Source organism: Hyphomonas sp. UBA4505 (assembly GCF_002388685.1).
In the GTDB taxonomy this organism is placed as follows: domain Bacteria; phylum Pseudomonadota; class Alphaproteobacteria; order Caulobacterales; family Hyphomonadaceae; genus Hyphomonas.
This window is the reverse complement of sequence record NZ_DGMZ01000012.1, coordinates 1064956-1082009: the sequence shown is the minus strand read 5'-3', so window position 1 is coordinate 1082009 and position 17054 is coordinate 1064956. Positions and strand designations below refer to the sequence as shown.

The window sequence follows — 17054 nt, the reverse complement described above, 5'->3', positions numbered from 1 at the left end:
CGCTGCCATGCATGCAATTAACGGGGGCGAGTTCCATGTCGAAAGCGGCATTGAGGCGGCGAGCCAAGGAAGCTCGTCACTGGCTTTTTGAAGCGTGCTTCCCCCTTTGGAGCGAGCGCGGAATCGGCGAGTCTGGCCTGTTTCGAGAAACACTGTCTCTGGATCACGCGCCGGTACAAGACGAGATCACACGCATTCGCGTGCAGGCCCGGCAAACCTATGTCTTCGCGCAGGCCGCCCTGCTCGGCTGGAAACCAGACATATCACTTGATCTGGTTCATCATGGCGCGCGCACCCTCAGCGGTACGGCTCGGCGGGAAGATGGCCTCGTGGGTCGCACGCTCAACGCAGATAGCCACGAATATGTCGACGATACGCCCGACACGTATGATCTCGCCTTCACGCTCTACGCGCTCGCCGTGGCCAGTGAAGCTCTGGACGACGGAAGCGGCGCGATCGCTTCGGCAAGGGCGCTGCTGGATGCGCTGGACGGGCGGATGAAAGACCGGATCAATGGCGGCTATGCCGAAAGCTTGCCGCCGCCATCCCAGCGCAGCCAAAATCCGCATATGCATTTGCTGGAAGCGTGCCTGGCCCTGCACCGGGCCGACCCTGAAGGGGACCATCTCACCCGCGCCAGCGAACTCATCTCCCTGTTTCAAGCAAAATTCACCGCAGGCCCCGGCGGCCTGCTGGGAGAATTTTTTGCCCCGGACTGGGCAGAAGGCGCAGGCGATGCCGCGCGCATTGTCGAGCCGGGTCACCAGTTCGAGTGGATCTGGCTATTGAGCCAGCACGCCCGCGCAACCGACCAGCCAATTCCGCCCATTGCCGGTCGCTTGTACAGCTTCGCCACCAGCACGCTGGATCCAGACGGGCGCGCCATTCTGGAAGTCACACGCGATGGCGCACCCCACAATGCGGGGCGACGCACCTGGTCGCAGACCGAAGCGCTCAAGGCGCATCTGGCAATGCTGAATCTGACTGATGACGACGCCATCGCTGCCGCGGCCTGCCAGAGCTTCGACATCCTCATGGACGAATATCTCACCCCGGAAGGCGGGTGGATCGACCAATATGATGGCGATGGCCACATCGTCTCAACCAACATGCCAGCGTCCACCGGCTACCATGTCACGCTCGCATTTTCAGAGCTGATCCGGGCGATGGAAGCTTGAACCCGGACCCTTTTACGCTGAAAAGGGCCCGCAACAGACCAAAAAGGAATTTTTCATGCCCAGATTAGCGCTTGTCCGCCACGGCCAATCCGAATGGAACCTGCAAAACCGGTTCACCGGCTGGTGGGATGCCGACCTGACCGAGAAGGGCGAAGCCGAAGCCAAAAAGTCCGGTGAAATGCTGAAAGCCTGCGACGCCGATTTCCGCGCCGCGTTCACCAGCGTTCAGACCCGCGCCATCCGTACGCTCTGGATCGCCCTGACGGAGATGGACCGCGTATGGATGCCGGTGACCAAGCATTGGCGCCTGAATGAGCGCCACTATGGTGGCCTGACCGGTCTCAACAAGGCAGAGACTGCCGACAAACATGGCGAAGATCAGGTTCATATCTGGCGCCGCTCCTACGACATTCCCCCACCGCCGATGGAAGCTGGCAGCGAGTTCGATCTGGCAGGCGACCCCCGCTACAAGGGCATTGATATCCCGAACACCGAAAGTCTGAAGCTGACACTGGAACGTGTGCTGCCCTATTGGGAAGAAGCGATCACACCCGTGCTCAAATCCGGAACGGACGTCGTCATTGCAGCACATGGCAACTCCCTGCGCGCCCTGGTAAAACATCTGTTCCGGGTGCCGGATGAGTCCATTACCGGGATCGAGATTCCAACCGGTAATCCGCTCTACATTGATCTGGATGACACGCTCAAGCCAGTCTCCGTTCGCTACTTGGACTCTGATCGCAGCAAGCCGCTTCCTGAACTGCCATGAGCTTTCGCCCGTCCCGACGGCGCGACCGGCGCATGATGGGACGGGCCCACAGCCTGGCTCGGCTCAACCACGGCCTCACCGGGATAAACCCGTCGGTTGGGTGTATCATCCTGAACTCTGACGGGCATGTCGTCGGCGCGGGGGTAACCGGTCTGGGCGGGCGTCCCCATGCCGAGGAGGTCGCGCTGGACGAGGCCGGAGCCGCTGCGCGAAGTGGCACCGCCTATGTCACACTGGAGCCATGCCGCGAGCGATCCCAGGGCGGAAAATCCTGCTCCGTGAAATTGCTGGAGGCCGGCATCGCCCGCGTCGTCTGCGCCATAGACGACCCACACCCGGTCGCCAATGGGGGCATCCGCGCCCTCAGGGACGCTGGAATTGAAGTCCGGATCGGGCTTGGCCAGCGCGAGAGCCGCCGACTTTACCGAAAATTCTTCGCAAGCCTGCTCTAGCCAGTGAATGGCCCGGCATGCGCGATGATCTTTTCATACAGCGCCACGGAATCGCGCTGGAACGCGGCCTTGTTGAACTGCTGCTCATATGAGGCTCGGCCACCTTCGACCAGCTTTGTCGCGAGCGCCTTGTCCGAGATCACCCGGCTGAGCGCCGTGGCGAGCGCATCGACATCATTTTTCGGAATCAACAGCCCGTTCACTTCATTCTTCACATAGGCTGCCGGGCCAACCGCATCTGCCGCAACCAGCGGACGGGACGCTGCCCATGCATCGACGGTCACCGTGCCGAACGGCTCGTAGCGGGACGGGAAGGCCACCACATCGCAGGCCGCGAGCAGCGCGCCGCGATCATTGCGCCAGCCCAGGAAGCGAACCCGATCATCCAGCCCAAGTTTGGTACACTGCGCCTTCAGCTCGGCCTCGATGGGGCCATCGCCCGCGATCCAGACATACAGGCCTGGCACTTTGGCCGTGGCATCCAGCAACGTGTCGAGACCCTTCTTCTCATGCAGGCGCGCCAGCGCGAGCGCAACGGGCGCATCTTCGGGCGTATCCAGCGCCGCGCGGCTGGCCGGATCAGTGCCTTCAAAATCAGCATAGGTGTGAACGATGGCAGAGCGATCGTCCGGGACACCTTGTTCGCGGATGTGACGCAGCAAATCGATGGTCAGGCCGACATGCCATTCGCAATTCACGAAGCGCGCAAGTTTGTAATAGCCACCATACCAACCAATCGAACGATTGCGGTATTCCTTCGGCGCATATTGCCCGGCGCGGCCCATCCAGTACTCGATAACATCCGGCTTGAAGACCTTGATCGCGTCGCCAATCACGCGCCGCGTCGGGAAGGGCCACGTATTGTTGAACGCGGCCACATCCACCCCGATGCCGGCTTCACGGAATTTCTGGACGCGGAACTGGTTGTCCGGTCGTGTGACCACATGCTGGGTCAGACCGGCTTCTGCCAGTGCCAGCACGGATTCCAGCATGATGTTCTCTGCGCCGCCTTCCTGGGCGCCCGCCATCACGTGCATGATCCGCATCTGCCGCTCCTTTCAATGTCCAACAAGTTCTGACCGAGCGCATACCCATTATCACCAGCTGCGGCAAACGCTCCTTGGCAGTGCGTGCTGAAATGCCTACAGACAGGGCCAAACACAATGAAAGCCGTATGCCCATGTCCGATTATCGCCTCTTCGGCGCAGATACCTCGCCCTATTCCCAGAAAGTGCGGTCGTTCCTGCGCTACAAGAATATTGATTTCGACTGGGTATCCCGCTCACGCGAGAATGAGGAAGAATTCCAGGCATTGGCGCGCGTGGCCTCTGTGCCGCTGCTGGTCTCCCCTTCGCGATCGGCCAATCAGGATTCCACGGCAATCATTTCCGCCCTTGAGGAAGACCATCCGGAGCCTACGGCCGTTCCGGACGACGTTGCCACGTCGACCCTTGCGCTGATCCTTGAAGACTATGCGGATGAATGGCTGAACAAGATCATGTTCCTCGAACGTTGGAGCCAGAAGCCCGACCGCGAAGACGCTGCCCTGCGTGTGCTGGTCCAGCTCTATGGCGGCAAGCGCCCCCGCGCCTACAAGAAGGCCCAGAAGCAAATTGCCGAACGCATGGCCGACCGTCTGAATCTGGTTGGCGCCGACAGCGCAAATGCAGACATGCTGAAAGCCTCGTTCGAACGCTTTGCAACGCTTCTCAACGCGCATTTGACCGAGCAACTCTACATCTTCGGCGGTCGTCCGTCCGCGGCCGATTTCGCCCTCGCCGCGCAGTTCCAACAGATGATGATGGACAAGACCCCGGCCGAATGGCTCAAGAAGCACGCCCCCTTTGTGGTTGCCTGGATCGAGAATATGGAAGATCCCAAACCGGGCGCGCCTTTCGCGTCGCTGGAAGCGCTTGCGCCCACGCTGACGCCGCTGTTTGCCGAGGAAGTCTCGAAAACCTATCTGCCCTGGGCCAAGGCCAATTCAAAAGCCGCCGAACGCGGTGACAAGAATGTTTCCGCATCCATCGAGGGCGGCAGCTTTGAACAGACCACGCAAACCTATGCTGCCCGCGCCTATGATTCCGTCCGCAAGGCGGTCGGCGCTTCGCTCAGCGACGACGCTCTTAAAGGCTTCCTGTCGGAAGCCGGTTGCTCGAAATTCTTCGGCTAGCCGCCAGAGACAATTCGCAAATAGAAAAACGGCGCGTCCCTGTGGTCGCGCCGTTTTCTTTGGTTTTGTCTATATCAGGACTCGGGCGACCCGGTTTCGGCGGGCGCAGGGTTGAGCACTTCAAGCCGCGTCTGGACGTTCCGCGCGTCCGCGACAAGGCGTTCACCCTTTCGGACATCCGCCTCAGCATCGGCGACCTTGTCTTCGCCCTTGCGAAGCGCCTGACGGGCCTTGCGGACCATTTCCTCGCCCTTTTCAAGGTCCTTGTTACCCTCCGCGATGAGCTTCTCACCCTTGCGAATGTCTTTCTCGGCTTTGTTCCACTGCTTCAGTTCCTTCCGATCGAGATCGGACATGGAAATGTTGGACGAGACGGCTGGTGCGGCAGCCGCGGAAGCGCAGGCGCCAAGCAGAGTGAGTGCGGCGAGACCGGCGATGAGATGGGTTTTCATTGTCGTTTCTCCTTGATCTGACATGCTGCCTAGATAGGGAGTTACATGGAATTCGAATAACGAATTTAATCGATGCTTGAAATCGGAATATTGAATGATTGATGTTGAAGTCGCTCGCACATTCCTGGCAGTCATTGAAACCGGCACGTTTCAGGGTGCGGCGGACAAGGTACACGTCACCCAGTCCACGGTGAGCGCCCGGATCCGGACGCTGGAAGATCGCCTCGGACAAAGAGTGTTCGCACGATCGAAAGCCGGCGCCCGGCTGACATCACACGGCTATCATTTCGAACGATATGCCCGGACAATTGTGCGCGCATGGGAGCAAGGTCGTCAGCAGGCCGGGATTCCGGAAACCTTTGACGATATGCTGATCCTCGGTGGGCAGTACAATCTCTGGGCCCGCTTCCTCTCCCAGGCACTTGTGGAGATGCAGGAGCAAATGACAAACGTCGCCTTCAAGGCGGAGGCCGGCACGCCCCTTTCCCTGTCACGCCTTTTGTCAGAAGGGCTTCTGGACATCGCAGTGCTGCATCAACCTCGCCTGCGCACCGATATCGCGGTGGAACACTTGATGGATGACGATCTCATCATGGTCACCACCGATCCAAAGGGCGAATTCGAAGACCGTTATGTCTATGTCGACTGGGGCGAAGAGTATCGTGACCGGCACGCCCAGATCCTGCCAAAGCTCATGGAGCCAAGGACCACAGTCGCCCTGGGATTCTTCGGGCCGTCCTTCCTCATCGCCAGTGAAGCCGCAGGGTATTTGCCTCGGCGCTTGGTCGAAACCCATCTGGCAAAGGGGTTCCTTTTCGAAGTCCCGGATGTCCCGACCATCGCCTATCCTGTGTTCGCGGCCTATCAGTCAGAGTCAGACACGGATGCGATCCAGCCTGCGCTGCAAATCCTGCGAGAAAAGGCCGCCGCCACGCTGTCAGGAAACCTGGCACCACACTTCTGGGCCTGAATGCAAAAAACGGCGCGCCCATCTCTGGACGCGCCGTTCTCTTATCTGATCAGAACTCGGCGTTTAGGCCGCGTTGCTGGCCGATTTCTTGCCGATCAGTTTCGGCTCCGACTTTGCCGGGGCGCCAATCTCGATCTTGCGAGGTTTCTTCTCTTCAGGAAGCTCGCGAATAAGGTCGATGCGCAGCACGCCGTGCTGCAGATTGGCACCGGTCACGATGACATGGTCGGCCAGCTGATAGCGCCGGATAAAGCTGCGCTGGGCAATGCCGCGATGCAGATAGTTGCGGCCCTCGCCGTCTTCATTCTCGCCGCGCTTGCCGGCCACAGTCAGCAAGCCTTCTTTCGTCTCGATCTCGAGGTCATCTTCGGTAAATCCCGCGACCGCGATCTCGATGGCGAAGGCGTTTTCGTCAACGCGTTCGATATTGTATGGGGGATAGCCTTGTGACCCGTCGAGGCGAGACGCCTGATCAATCATGCCCGCAAGCCGGTCAAAGCCGACAACGGTACGGTAAAGGGGGGTAAGGTCGATATTGCTCATGTGTTCAGTCCTCTTAAATCAAGCAACTGCGGGCAACCCGTTCGGGGAGCGCCCGGATGGATGTTCAGCACCTGAAAAGAACCAACCCGAATTCGGCGTTGGGACAGATACCGGTCACAGCCCGATTTACGGCACCGTGACATGATCTATGTGGGTAGCGTAAGGAGAGGTTCAAGAGGCCTGTTGAGGAGACACCCTGTGAAGCAATTGACCCCGATGATCGCCCTGTCTGCACTGGTTCTGGCAGCTTGCGGCCAGCCAGAGACACCCGCATCAGAGACGCCCGCCCCCGAAACCCCGCCGGTCGAGACAGCCTCGACCGAAGCCTCGCCGCTGGACGCCGCGATCGCTGGCGAACACCGCACGGATGCCGAAAAGGCGCGCGACGCCTGGCGTCACCCGAAAGAAACGCTCGAATTCTTCGGGGTGGAAGCGGATGACAAAGTGGTCGAGCTGTGGCCCGGCGGCGGCTGGTACACAAATGTCATCGCGCCCTATCTTGCCAGTGGCGGTGGCACACTGGTCGCAGCCTATTTCGACCCGAATATTGGCGATGAAGACCGTCGCGCCCGAATCGCCGAGCGCCTTGCAGAATTCCAGGCGAATTATGACGACCCGAAATTCGGCACGATCGAATACAGCGCCTTTTCGGCCGAGAGTGGCCCGCTGACCGAGGCCGGGACAGCCGATGTCGTACTGACCTTCCGCAACCTCCACAATTGGATGAGCGGCGGATACACCGAGAAATTTTTCACGGACGCCTGTGCCGCTCTGAAGCCCGGCGGCGTGTTGGGCGTGGTCGAACATCGCCTGCCTTCAACGGCCACACAAGACCCGACGGCCTCTTCGGGTTACGTCCATGAGGATTATGTCAAATCCCTCGCCGAAGCGGCCGGGTTCGAGTTTGTCGAAGCCAGCGAGATCAATGCCAATCCGGCCGATACTGCGGATCACCCGTTTGGGGTCTGGACGCTGCCCCCGGTCAACGCCACGCAGGACCGGGAAGGCAACACTCCGGACGGTTTTGACGCTGCTGCCTATGCCGAAATCGGCGAAAGCGACCGCATGACGCTGAAATTCGTCAAGCCTGCCGAATAGAGCGGCCAAGTTCTGAAGATGAGCCCGCGACCTTGCAGAAGGTGGCGGGCTCTTTCTTTTGCGCCTTGCTCCGCCTAAAGAGCGGCCCATGACCACAAAGACCCTCTTCCCCACTTTGGTGCGGACCCAGCCCGTTGGCGATAGCGATCTGGCGACACGGCTCGAACATGTCTGCTGGGTGCTGGCCGAGGATGACGCCGCCGGGAATGCGTGGTGCGAGACCGAAGGCTATGGCGGGTACACATCCTACGCATCTCTCGACGACTTGCCGGACCGGTTCCCGGAATTTGCGGAGCTGAAAGCCTTGCTCGATACCGTCGCGACTGACTTTGCGACGGAACTCGACTGGGACATGGAGGGCTTCACCCTGGAACTCGACGCGATCTGGGTGAACATTCTGGAGCCCGGCTTTGGCCACTCCAATCATATCCACCCCGGCAGCGTGATTTCAGGAACCTATTACGTCTCCACGCCAGACGGCGCGTCTCGGCTGAAACTGGAAGACCCGCGCCTGTCGCGCATGATGGCCGCGCCGCAAATGCGCGATGACGCGCCAGAAGACCGCCGCCGCTTTGTCTATCTTGAGCCCGAAGTCGGCCACGCCATCCTGTGGGAAAGCTGGCTGCGCCATGAAGTCCCCGCCAATATGGGCGAGGAACCGCGACTCTCGATCAGTTTCAATTACGCCCTGAAGCGCGACTGACGGGCGCCTACAGCACTTTTCCAATCACCATGATCGCCAGCGCCAGTCCGCCAACATAGGTGACGAGCGCACCCAGGACTTTAAGCGGATGCGGCTTTTCCAGCGTTGCACAGACCAGGCAGCCAAGCGCATGCAGAAAACGAGACAGGGTGATCGCCACAACAAGGCTCGTCACGGCGATTCCAAGGTCGCGCCCCGCATAGGCAAAGCCGGTGATGACAAAAAGCCCGACCAGAAGCGCAGTATATTCAGCGGCATTTCCATGCGCCCGCTCGGCTTTCATCATCGGCCCCGTCGGATCTGTCGCTGCGCCATAGGCGATGGTCTTGGTGCGCCCCCGCGTGATCGAAACCCAAAAGCCCAGCAACAGGGTCAGAATGACCAGCGCCGCGCTACAAAGAATTAGTGTTGAATGCATTTGGTGTACCTCCCAGACGGCAGAGTAACCCCATTTGGGCGAGTGGGAAGCATTCGGGCACAAAAGCTGCATTAACCCTCCCGCGTCACTGCCACTCTTGACGCAATCTGTTTCAGGCGTCATCGCCACCCCACACCGTGTTTCAACCTTCCAGCCAGATGCGAGCCGTCTTATGGACCTTTCCAAAATCAAAACCGGCGACAATCCGCCAGACGACATCAATGTGCTCATCGAGGTCCCGCTCGGCGGCGACCCGATCAAATACGAGATCGACAAGGATTCCGGCGCGATGTTCGTGGACCGCTATCTCTACACCGAGATGCGCTATCCCTGTAATTACGGCTTCGTGCCGCACACACTCAGCCTCGACGGCGACCCGATCGACGTGATGGTTGTCGGCAATCGTCCACTGGTGCCGGGCTCGGTCGTGCGCGCCCGTCCCGTCGGCGTTCTGATGATGACCGACGACAAGGGCCCGGACGAGAAGATCCTCGCCGTGCCGCACAACAAGCTGACGTCATACTACGACAAGATCGCGACCTATCACGATCTGCCGCAGACCCTGATCGACAAGACCGCGCACTTCTTCGAGCACTACAAGGATCTCGAAAAAGGCAAGTGGACCCGGATCGAAGGCTGGTACGGTATCGAGAAAGCCCGCGAACTGATCGAAGCCGCCGTCAAGCGCGGCCAGGCAGAAGGCGCCTGATCGCAGCGGCGGGATGCAAATGTTTGAACGCCTGTTCGCACTTTGCCTGATCCTGCCGCTTTTTGCTTGCACCCAATTGCAAGACCGGCCGTCGGCGCTGCATGCACCGGCGGCCGATCTGTATGACGCCTCAGCGCCCGATCTCGGCCTCTCGCCCCTGCCCGGCGCGAAGACCATCACCGTATTTCGGCCCGGCCCCGGCACGGACCAGTTCAGCAATGGCGCCGTGCCCATCTCCTTCAAGGGCCGCGTCTTCGTTCAATGGCAAAGCTCGGCCCGCGATGAAGACGCCCCGGACACATGGGTTGCCTATTCAGTCAGCGACGACAATGGCGATCAATGGAGCGCGCCGCGTCCCCTGACCACACCGTCTGATGACGAAGAGATCCGCTCCAGCGGCGGCTGGTGGACCGATGGCGAAACGCTTGTCGCTTTCATCAATGTCTGGCCGGAAGGCTTCCACAAACGCACCGGCGGCTACACCGCCTATCGCCTCAGCCATGACGGCGAAACCTGGTCCGAGCCCCGCCCCGTGCTCGGCGCAGACGGAATGCCGGTGAATGGCGTGATCGAGCAGGATCCGCACCTGTATGACGGCCGCCTTCACACCGCCTTCCATGTGCGCCCCGGTATCCGGGCGCGCCCCTTCTACACCGACGACCCGCTCGGATTGACGGGATGGCAGGCTGGCGCGTTTGAGAACCTTCCCTCTGACCCGCCCATGAGCCGGGAGCTGGAGCCCAGCCTGTTTCAACGCGGCGACTGTCTTGTCATGGTCTTCCGCGATCAGGCGTCGAGCTTTCGCCAGCTTGCATCGGAAAGCTGCGACCGCGGAGCAAGCTGGAGCCATCCGCAGCTGACTGCCATGCCTGACGCACGCACGAAGCAAAGCGCGGGTAATTTACCCGGTGGCACCGCCTTTCTCGTTCACGCGCCAAAAGGCGACAAACTGCGCATTCCCCTCGTCGTGTCGCTGTCAGAAGATGGCCACGTGTTCGACCGCGCCTTTCTCCTGCGCGGCGCCGATGACCTGCAGCCCCTGCGCACCGAGGGCCTCTACAAGCGGCCGGGCTATCATTATCCGAAAAGCTGGGTCGCAGGCGACTTCCTCTTCATTGCCTACACCGCAAACAAGGAAGACGTCGAACTGACCCGAATTCCCCTTTCCGCGCTGGAGGCGCGCTGAATGGACCTGTCAGTCTGGCTCGCGCTGATGGCGCTGTTCTTCGCTGGCGGCCTGACCCCCGGCCCGGCCGTCATGATGGTGATGAGCGCATCCTTGCGCTATGGCGCGCCGACCGCGCTGGTCCCTGCCGCAGGTGTATCCGCCGCCAATGTTGTCTGGATTTCCCTCGCCGCAACCGGCATCGCCACCTTTGCGGCGCAGGCCCCGCTCGTGCTGATGGGCCTGAAGATTGCCGGTATCTGCTTCATTGCCTGGTTGGCCTGGACAATGGCCACCGCAGACCCGCACCGGCCTCGCGCCCGCGCAGATCAGGCGCCTGCGAAGTCCAATTTGTTCGGTCGCGGCGTTGGCCTGCAATTGCTCAACCCGAATGCGCTCGTCTTCTTCGGCCTGTTGCTGCCAAGCTATTTCGATCCGGACAAGCCGGTCGTCCAGCAAGCCTTGCTGATCATGCTGACCGTGACCATCACCGAAATGTTCGGCCTCGCCTTCTATGCTTGGCTTGCAGACGCCATGAACCGCCGGTTCCAGTCGCCCGTCTTCACGAAATGGTTCAATCGCCTAGCCGCGTCCGCCATGCTGGTATCGGCTCTGTTCGCAGCGCTTATGACCAGTGGAAACTGACCGCCACTCCGGGGCGAATCAGGGCTCGATCACCTCAAACCGGCTGGTTTTCGGGTTCCGCCAGTGCAGTTCGCCATGCTTGATCGCAAACCAGGCGCCGTGCAGTTCCAACTCGCCCGCCTCGACCGCCCGCTTCACGAATGGAAACGACATCAGGTTTCCAAGAGACGTTTCGACACCTTCCAATTCGAGGGCAAATTGCGGATTGACCGATCCGCTTTCCACAACGCGCGCGCGTGCCGCTTCCAGCAAGCGTACCCAAGGCGTCACGAACTCGCCGATTTCCGGTGTGCCTTCCCCGGCCAAAGAGGCCGCGACACCGCCGCATCCGCCATGTCCCATCACCACGATGTGCTCTATCTTCAACACGTTGACCGCATATTCGAGGGCGGCGCTCACGCCGTGCAGGCCGTCATCCGGCTGATAGGGCGGCACGAGATTGGCAACGTTACGGACGACGAACAATTGGCCCGGCGCGGCATTGAAAATGTCCGAAGGCTCGGCCCGGCTGTCGGCGCAGGCAATCAGCATGATGCGCGGATTCTGGCCTTCGCCCAGTTCCCGATACAATGCAGCCTGTTTTGAGTAGATTCCCTTCCGGAAGCTGCGATACCCTTGCAGCAGATCCTCGACCGTATTCATGCCAATAACTCCTGTTTCTCTGTAGCACTGACTAGTGCATATTGCAGTCGCGGCAAGCGGAAACGGGAGTTTGTTTACTACTTCACCCTTATGCTTGGCTGACAAAAGCTGTACCTAGTGCAGCGCAGCATTCAAGAAACTGGAGTTGTTCATGCCCACGCCCTCGGAGACCAGCAAGTCTTCCCGGAAGGGGCCGACGCGCAGTGAAGCGTCCAAGGCCGCCATTCTGGACGCAACACGCATAGAGATGGCGGAGAATGGCTGGCGCGGCTTCAGCGTAGATGGCGTCGCCAAACGTGCCAGCGCATCCAAACAGACCATCTACAAATGGTGGCCGTCAATCGGCGCGATGTGTGTCGATGCGGCTTTGGCCCTGATCCCCGACAGCCCGGATGGCGGGCGCGATCCGCAAGAACGGATTACCACGCTCATCGTGCCATTGGAGGCCGCCGCACGTACCGGAGCCGGGCACGCGGTTCTGCGGGTCGCCTTGACGGCCGCTGCTGACGACAAGGATGCTGGCGAATTGTGGCGCGCCTGGATGAACCGCGACATTCGTATGCCCATGCGCATGCTCCTCGCCGAATTGGCCGGAAAACGCGTGATTCGACGTGATTTCGATCTTGATGAAGCGATTGAAGAAATGCTGGGGCCTCTCTGGCACCGTATTCTGATCATGCGCGCACCTGTGCGGGAGGGCTTTTGTAGTGCCCAGTCCGCAAACTTCCTGAAAGTGTACGCCGCGAGCTGATTTCGCGTATGGCGTGAAATTTGCAGAGCTGCTCCTGAAGTTTTCGGGGGCATTGCATGTCTGTTACACGCATCAATTGGATCGATTACGCCAAGGGCGTTTGCATTATCGGGTTTGTCCTGGCGCAGTCTGTCTACGGGTATGTCGCCATGACGGGCCAGTCCAACTGGATGCACTTTGCCGCCGCCTGGGCAGCTCCCATCATCCTGCCGACGCTGTTCCTCATGTCCGGCTTGTTCCTTCCCCGTACGCTATTCGGATCGAAATCGACGTTTTTCGATCGAAAAGTGCTCCGATTCGTCTATTTCTACGTCGTTTGGCTGATCATCCAGACCGTCATCCTCTACGCACCGCACGTCACGTCAAACCCGCTTGTCATTGCGAGCGCAATGCTGAGCGGTCTGGCACAGCCCACATCGGGGCTTTGGATCCTGCCCATGCTGGCGCTGTTTCATCTCACCACATGGCTCGCACGCCGTAGCGCACCGACGAAAGTCCTGCTTGTGGCCGCCCTGCTCCAGACGGCGCATGCGGCCGGCATGATCCAGACGGGTTGGCTCGTAATTGATACTTTCGCGCAGTATTTCGTCTTCTTCTTCGCAGGCTATCACGGAGCAATCCTGTTCCGCCGGTTTGCAGCCCGCTTGTCCGAGGGCTTCTCGGATGTACCGGTCGCACTGATCATCTGGGCCGCCATCAACACGGTCCTGGTCGCGCAGGGTACGGCCACATTGCCCATTATCAGCCTGGTGCTCGGCTTTGCTGGCGCGTTTGCCCTGATCGCCCTGGCGACACGCTTGGCCAACACGCGGCATGGCGCGGCCATGCAATATATCGGGCGGGCGCAGTTCGTGATCTATCTGACCTATTTCCTGCCCATGACGGCCGCGCAAACCCTGCTGGCCCGGAGTGGTCTCCTGCCAGAGCCCGGCCTTACCAGCCTGGCGATTGGCCTGATCGCGATCGCCTTGTCATTGGCGTTTCACCGGCTCGTGCGTCGGACCCCGCTCAAGGCGCTCTATCGTCGACCGATGAGGTTCCGCCTCAAGGGCGCGGAACTCAGCCGGGGCGGCCAGCTGATCGGATCAGCTACCGACCGGGTCGAAGAAGCCTGATTGGAAAAGGTGCGCCTTATTTGGCGCGGTGCCACACCATCAACGGGTCAAACGCGCCGGTTTCGGCAGCCCGTTGCAATTGGCTGATCTGATCGATCACGGGATTGGCGGCCATCGGTTTGCGGGACTGGCCATAGAGCGCGTCATCCAGTCTGCAAATCTGCTCGAACAAGGCTTCCGACCGCGCAACCAGATCCAGGAACCGCGTCGGCAGGCCCAGACCTTGCTGTGCCGCCGCGTCCAGGGCCGGCTCTTCGCGGCGGATTCGGTACTTGCGAGCCGCAGCCTCGTCGCGACGCATTTCGCCATCGCGCACAGCTTTCTGCATCACCAGCCAACTCGCCGCCTGCATCAGGCGCGTCGTCAGTTCCATGCTCCAGGCCGAATAGGTGAGGCCAGCTTCACGGGGCAAGGTCGTCGCAGCCTCGCGACCCGGACCGTCCAGATAGGAGGCCGTTTCTTCAACGAGTGCCATGCCGCGCGCAAAAACCGTGTCAAACAGCTTGCCGCCGGTAAACCCGTCCTGGATGTCGAGCTGATCGTCTGGTGACGTGTCTGCCGCCATGAATGATACCTCTATACGCGGGGGTGGAAATTTGGACTTTATCAATCCAGCCTTTCCACCCGCTTAATTGCCGCCCCCGAACAGGGCATCCGCCGCAGATTTCTGCGACTTCTTCTTCTCGATCTCCGCTTCGCAGGCTGCGATGCCTGCCTGGAGCACTTCTATACGTTCATGCAATTCCTGCACCGACATCTGCTCCAGCGTCTGTGGTGTGTTGACCAGAATTGGCTCTTCATCAGATGCGGCCATGGGGGTCACCCTTCAATTCGTGTTACAGCCCTTATCAAAGCAGAAACGCTGCCTAGATGCGACTCTCGAGTCAGAAGGGAAAACACAAGCGACATGGCAACAGAAATGATGAAAGCCGTCCTGGTTGAAGAGGGCGCGCCGCTCAAGCTCGGCGATTTTGAGAAACCGAACCTGAAGCCGGGTGAAGTGCTGGTCAAAGTGGCCGCTTCGGGTCTCAATCGGGCAGATCTGGTTCAGCGCCGCGGCGCCTATCCGCCGCCCCCCGGCGCCTCCCCCATCATGGGTCTGGAAATTTCCGGCACTGTTGTGGAAACGTCAGATGGCACCAGCCGATTCAAGACCGGCGACCGGGTTGCAGGCCTTCTCGCCGGGGGTGGCTATGCCGAGTTTGCGGCGGTCGACGAAGGCTCGCTTTTCCCCGTTCCAGACGGCATGGACATGGTAAATGCTGCCTGCTTCCCGGAAGCGCTGATGACGGTGTGGGCGAACGTATTCGACCGGGTTCACTTCCAGAAGGGTGAAGCCTTCCTGTGTCATGGCGGAACCAGCGGGATCGGCGTCATGGCGCTGCAAATGACCAGGATCGCTGGCGCATCAAAAATCTACGCAACCGCCGGATCAGACGACAAATGCGCGCTCTCCAGAGAGCTCGGCGCAGATCGCGCGATCAATTACAAAACCGAAGATTTCGAGAAAGTGGTTAAGGAAGATGGCGGTGTTGACGTCACGCTCGACATGGTGGGCGGGGATTACATCCAGAAGAATATCTCGGTTTCCCGCCCGGATGGCCGGATCATCAATATCGCCTATATGAACGGCTTCACGGCAGAGGTGAATTTCGCGCCCGTCCTGATGAAACGCCTGACCCTGGCCGCCACGACCCTGCGGGCCCGGCCGGTCGAGGAGAAGCGCCGCATCCGCGATGCGGTCGAGCAGGATTTCTGGCCCCATGTCGTCTCCGGCAAAATCCGGCCAATCCTGGATCAGGCGTTCCCGGTGGCCGAAGCCGAAGCCGCTCAGGCCCTGATGGCCAAGGGCGGCCATTCCGGCAAGATTGTGCTGGTCTGGTGAAGCGCACGGCTTTCAATTTCCCAGACATGGCATTATAAGGCCAGCAAGGTTTAAGGCACGTCTGAAACCCGACCGCCCGGCACGATGTGTCGGGCGGCTGCATTTCTGGCGGCCATTTCATTCAGGGAGTTCCCCATGTCAGATATTCTGATGCCCAAGGCGACCGCCGTCTGGCTGCTCGACAATACCAGCCTCACCTTTACGCAAATCGCAGATTTTTGCGGCCTCCACTATCTGGAAGTCAAAGGCATCGCCGATGGCGACGTGGCCGAGAACATGCGCGGCGTTGACCCGATTGCGGGCGGCATGCTGTCGCGCGAAGAAATCCGCAAGGGCGAGGGCGATGAAGCCTACAAGCTGAAGAAGGCTGCCTCCAAGATCGCTCATATCCCACAGCCAAAGCGCAAGGGCAGCCGCTATACACCGGTCATCCGCCGTCAGGACAAGCCCGACGCCGTGGCATGGTTCATTCGCAACCACCCGGAAGTCTCTGACGCGCAAATTTCTAAGCTGATCGGCACAACCAAGTCGACCATCAACAATGTGCGGGACAAATCGCACTGGAACTCACCGAACATCCGTCCGGTCGATCCTGTGACGCTCGGCCTCTGTACACAGATCGAGCTTGATGAAGTGATCGCGAAATCGGCTGACAAGCGCCGCAAACTGGAAGCCGAGAAGGCCGAGAAGTTCGAAGGCCCGGGCCTTGCCCCGGCACAGGACGAAGCGAGCGCCTACGAACCCGAAGAAAAGCCCGCCGAGGACAATGGCGGCAGCGTGTCCGCAGACGACATCTTCAAGAATTTCAGCTAGGCACGCCCTCGCAGAACAAACTCGAAAAGGCCGGCCTCAGCGCCGGCCTTTTTTTGTGGAGTGGGACGCCAGTCCCCTCCCCCACTTCTCCGGCGCATGCCGGGGTTTCGTCCGGCTGGCTCCGTCTGGCTTCGGCAGGAGACCCCGGCATGCGCCGAGGATACGGTTTGTGGGATAGAGATCATTCTCCTCCGATGCCCCCTGCGTAGGCAGGGGTCCATCTCGGGACTTCTACCCATGCACATGAGGCAGCTTCAGGAGATGGATACCTGCCTGCGCAGGTATCTTCGGAGCTGGGAATTTGCGCTCCCTATCCGTCTGAAAACTCCCTGCCCCATACTAAGCCTCTGCTCTCACAGGAGCCGGATCAGGTACCGTTCTGGTTGTGGGGTCAGGGACAGGATGGGCTGGGCGGGAGGCATACGGTCTCGCACGGCCCTAGGCAGGTCAGGCCAGGGTGAGCTTGCGAAGGCAAGTTGGGAAACCGCCTCGTCCGGTCGCACGGGAGAAATCCCCGGATGGGCCATACGTGTCAAAAGCACGGTGGCAGCGTTCGCGCGGCGCCGGTAACGA

At 60.3% G+C, this 17054-nt stretch carries 22 protein-coding genes; 14 read left to right on the top strand and 8 right to left on the bottom strand.

What is annotated here, in order from left to right:
- Positions 1-35: 35 nt before the first annotated feature.
- Genes B3527_RS14405 through B3527_RS14395 form a run of 3 tightly spaced genes read left to right on the top strand, consistent with a single transcriptional unit; the run spans position 36 to position 2399 of the window.
- Positions 36-1178, top strand: coding sequence for an AGE family epimerase/isomerase (locus B3527_RS14405; RefSeq protein ID WP_290480321.1), 1143 nt, complete (start codon positions 36-38; stop codon positions 1176-1178).
- A gap of 55 nt (positions 1179-1233) precedes the next feature.
- Entirely contained in the window at positions 1234-1947 is a 714-nt protein-coding gene (gpmA, locus tag B3527_RS14400) for a 2,3-diphosphoglycerate-dependent phosphoglycerate mutase (protein ID WP_290480320.1), read from the top strand.
- Positions 1944-2399 (top strand): bifunctional diaminohydroxyphosphoribosylaminopyrimidine deaminase/5-amino-6-(5-phosphoribosylamino)uracil reductase RibD, encoded by a 456-nt coding sequence (locus tag B3527_RS14395; protein ID WP_290480319.1) that lies wholly within the window; start codon positions 1944-1946, stop codon positions 2397-2399. The genes gpmA and B3527_RS14395 overlap by 4 nt, the downstream gene beginning before the upstream one ends.
- Here the strand turns inward: B3527_RS14395 and B3527_RS14390 are convergent.
- On the bottom strand, positions 2396-3445 hold the full coding sequence (locus B3527_RS14390; RefSeq protein ID WP_290480318.1) for a glycosyltransferase: 1050 nt from the start codon (positions 3443-3445) through the stop codon (positions 2396-2398). The genes B3527_RS14395 and B3527_RS14390 overlap by 4 nt on opposite strands.
- A gap of 128 nt (positions 3446-3573) precedes the next feature.
- Here B3527_RS14390 and B3527_RS14385 point away from each other — a divergent pair, with 128 nt between their 5' ends.
- Complete coding sequence (locus tag B3527_RS14385; RefSeq protein WP_290481852.1) at positions 3574-4572, top strand: glutathione S-transferase family protein; 999 nt, start codon at positions 3574-3576, stop codon at positions 4570-4572.
- 74 nt (positions 4573-4646) lie between these two features.
- On the opposite strand, the gene B3527_RS14380 is transcribed toward B3527_RS14385, so the two are convergent.
- Entirely contained in the window at positions 4647-5024 is a 378-nt protein-coding gene (locus B3527_RS14380) for a hypothetical protein (RefSeq protein WP_206991788.1), read from the bottom strand.
- Between the two features lie 94 nt (positions 5025-5118).
- Here B3527_RS14380 and B3527_RS14375 point away from each other — a divergent pair, with 94 nt between their 5' ends.
- Entirely contained in the window at positions 5119-5994 is an 876-nt protein-coding gene (locus tag B3527_RS14375; RefSeq protein ID WP_206991787.1) for a LysR family transcriptional regulator, read from the top strand.
- Between the two features lie 63 nt (positions 5995-6057).
- Here B3527_RS14375 and B3527_RS14370 read toward each other — a convergent pair whose 3' ends face one another.
- Positions 6058-6537, bottom strand: a complete 480-nt coding sequence (locus B3527_RS14370; RefSeq protein WP_034817234.1) for an Hsp20 family protein — start codon at positions 6535-6537, stop codon at positions 6058-6060.
- A gap of 198 nt (positions 6538-6735) precedes the next feature.
- Here B3527_RS14370 and B3527_RS14365 point away from each other — a divergent pair, with 198 nt between their 5' ends.
- Both B3527_RS14365 and B3527_RS14360 read left to right on the top strand, forming a co-directional pair.
- On the top strand, positions 6736-7635 hold the full coding sequence (locus B3527_RS14365) for a class I SAM-dependent methyltransferase (protein WP_290480317.1): 900 nt from the start codon (positions 6736-6738) through the stop codon (positions 7633-7635).
- Positions 7636-7723: 88 nt separating this feature from the next.
- Complete coding sequence (locus tag B3527_RS14360; RefSeq protein ID WP_290480316.1) at positions 7724-8338, top strand: TIGR02466 family protein; 615 nt, start codon at positions 7724-7726, stop codon at positions 8336-8338.
- A gap of 7 nt (positions 8339-8345) precedes the next feature.
- On the opposite strand, the gene B3527_RS14355 is transcribed toward B3527_RS14360, so the two are convergent.
- Positions 8346-8756: an MAPEG family protein gene (locus tag B3527_RS14355; protein WP_206991785.1), complete on the bottom strand. Its 411-nt coding sequence runs from the start codon at positions 8754-8756 to the stop codon at positions 8346-8348.
- A 172-nt stretch (positions 8757-8928) separates the two neighbouring features.
- Here B3527_RS14355 and ppa point away from each other — a divergent pair, with 172 nt between their 5' ends.
- Genes ppa through B3527_RS14340 form a run of 3 tightly spaced genes read left to right on the top strand, consistent with a single transcriptional unit; the run spans position 8929 to position 11275 of the window.
- Positions 8929-9465, top strand: a complete 537-nt coding sequence (ppa, locus tag B3527_RS14350) for an inorganic diphosphatase (RefSeq protein WP_034817227.1) — start codon at positions 8929-8931, stop codon at positions 9463-9465.
- Positions 9466-9484: 19 nt separating this feature from the next.
- On the top strand, positions 9485-10651 hold the full coding sequence (locus tag B3527_RS14345; RefSeq protein WP_290480315.1) for a sialidase family protein: 1167 nt from the start codon (positions 9485-9487) through the stop codon (positions 10649-10651).
- The gene (locus tag B3527_RS14340) at positions 10652-11275 is read left to right on the top strand and encodes a LysE family translocator (protein WP_290480314.1); all 624 of its coding nucleotides are present in this window, start codon (positions 10652-10654) and stop codon (positions 11273-11275) included.
- Between the two features lie 18 nt (positions 11276-11293).
- Here the strand turns inward: B3527_RS14340 and B3527_RS14335 are convergent, their stop codons facing one another.
- A complete protein-coding gene (locus B3527_RS14335; protein WP_034817223.1) occupies positions 11294-11917 on the bottom strand; it encodes a carbonic anhydrase in 624 nt (207 codons plus the stop codon).
- A 151-nt stretch (positions 11918-12068) separates the two neighbouring features.
- Between B3527_RS14335 and B3527_RS14330 the strand changes: the two genes are divergently transcribed.
- Both B3527_RS14330 and B3527_RS14325 read left to right on the top strand, forming a co-directional pair.
- Positions 12069-12668 carry a TetR/AcrR family transcriptional regulator gene (locus B3527_RS14330; protein WP_290480313.1) on the top strand — a complete coding sequence of 200 codons (600 nt, stop codon included), beginning with the start codon at positions 12069-12071 and terminating at the stop codon, positions 12666-12668.
- A gap of 56 nt (positions 12669-12724) precedes the next feature.
- On the top strand, positions 12725-13783 hold the full coding sequence (locus B3527_RS14325) for an acyltransferase family protein (RefSeq protein ID WP_290480312.1): 1059 nt from the start codon (positions 12725-12727) through the stop codon (positions 13781-13783).
- Between the two features lie 16 nt (positions 13784-13799).
- Here B3527_RS14325 and B3527_RS14320 read toward each other — a convergent pair whose 3' ends face one another.
- A complete protein-coding gene (locus B3527_RS14320; protein ID WP_206991780.1) occupies positions 13800-14348 on the bottom strand; it encodes a DUF1465 family protein in 549 nt (182 codons plus the stop codon).
- 63 nt (positions 14349-14411) lie between these two features.
- Complete coding sequence (locus tag B3527_RS14315; RefSeq protein WP_034817216.1) at positions 14412-14597, bottom strand: DUF1192 domain-containing protein; 186 nt, start codon at positions 14595-14597, stop codon at positions 14412-14414.
- Positions 14598-14690: 93 nt separating this feature from the next.
- Between B3527_RS14315 and B3527_RS14310 the strand changes: the two genes are divergently transcribed.
- Both B3527_RS14310 and B3527_RS14305 read left to right on the top strand, forming a co-directional pair.
- Positions 14691-15668 carry an NAD(P)H-quinone oxidoreductase gene (locus B3527_RS14310; protein ID WP_290480311.1) on the top strand — a complete coding sequence of 326 codons (978 nt, stop codon included), beginning with the start codon at positions 14691-14693 and terminating at the stop codon, positions 15666-15668.
- Positions 15669-15803: 135 nt separating this feature from the next.
- On the top strand, positions 15804-16481 hold the full coding sequence (locus B3527_RS14305) for a DUF1013 domain-containing protein (RefSeq protein WP_290480310.1): 678 nt from the start codon (positions 15804-15806) through the stop codon (positions 16479-16481).
- 353 nt (positions 16482-16834) lie between these two features.
- Here the strand turns inward: B3527_RS14305 and B3527_RS14300 are convergent.
- Positions 16835-17054, bottom strand: a 220-nt coding sequence (locus tag B3527_RS14300) for a hypothetical protein (RefSeq protein WP_290489785.1), incomplete at its 5' end; no start/stop codon positions are given.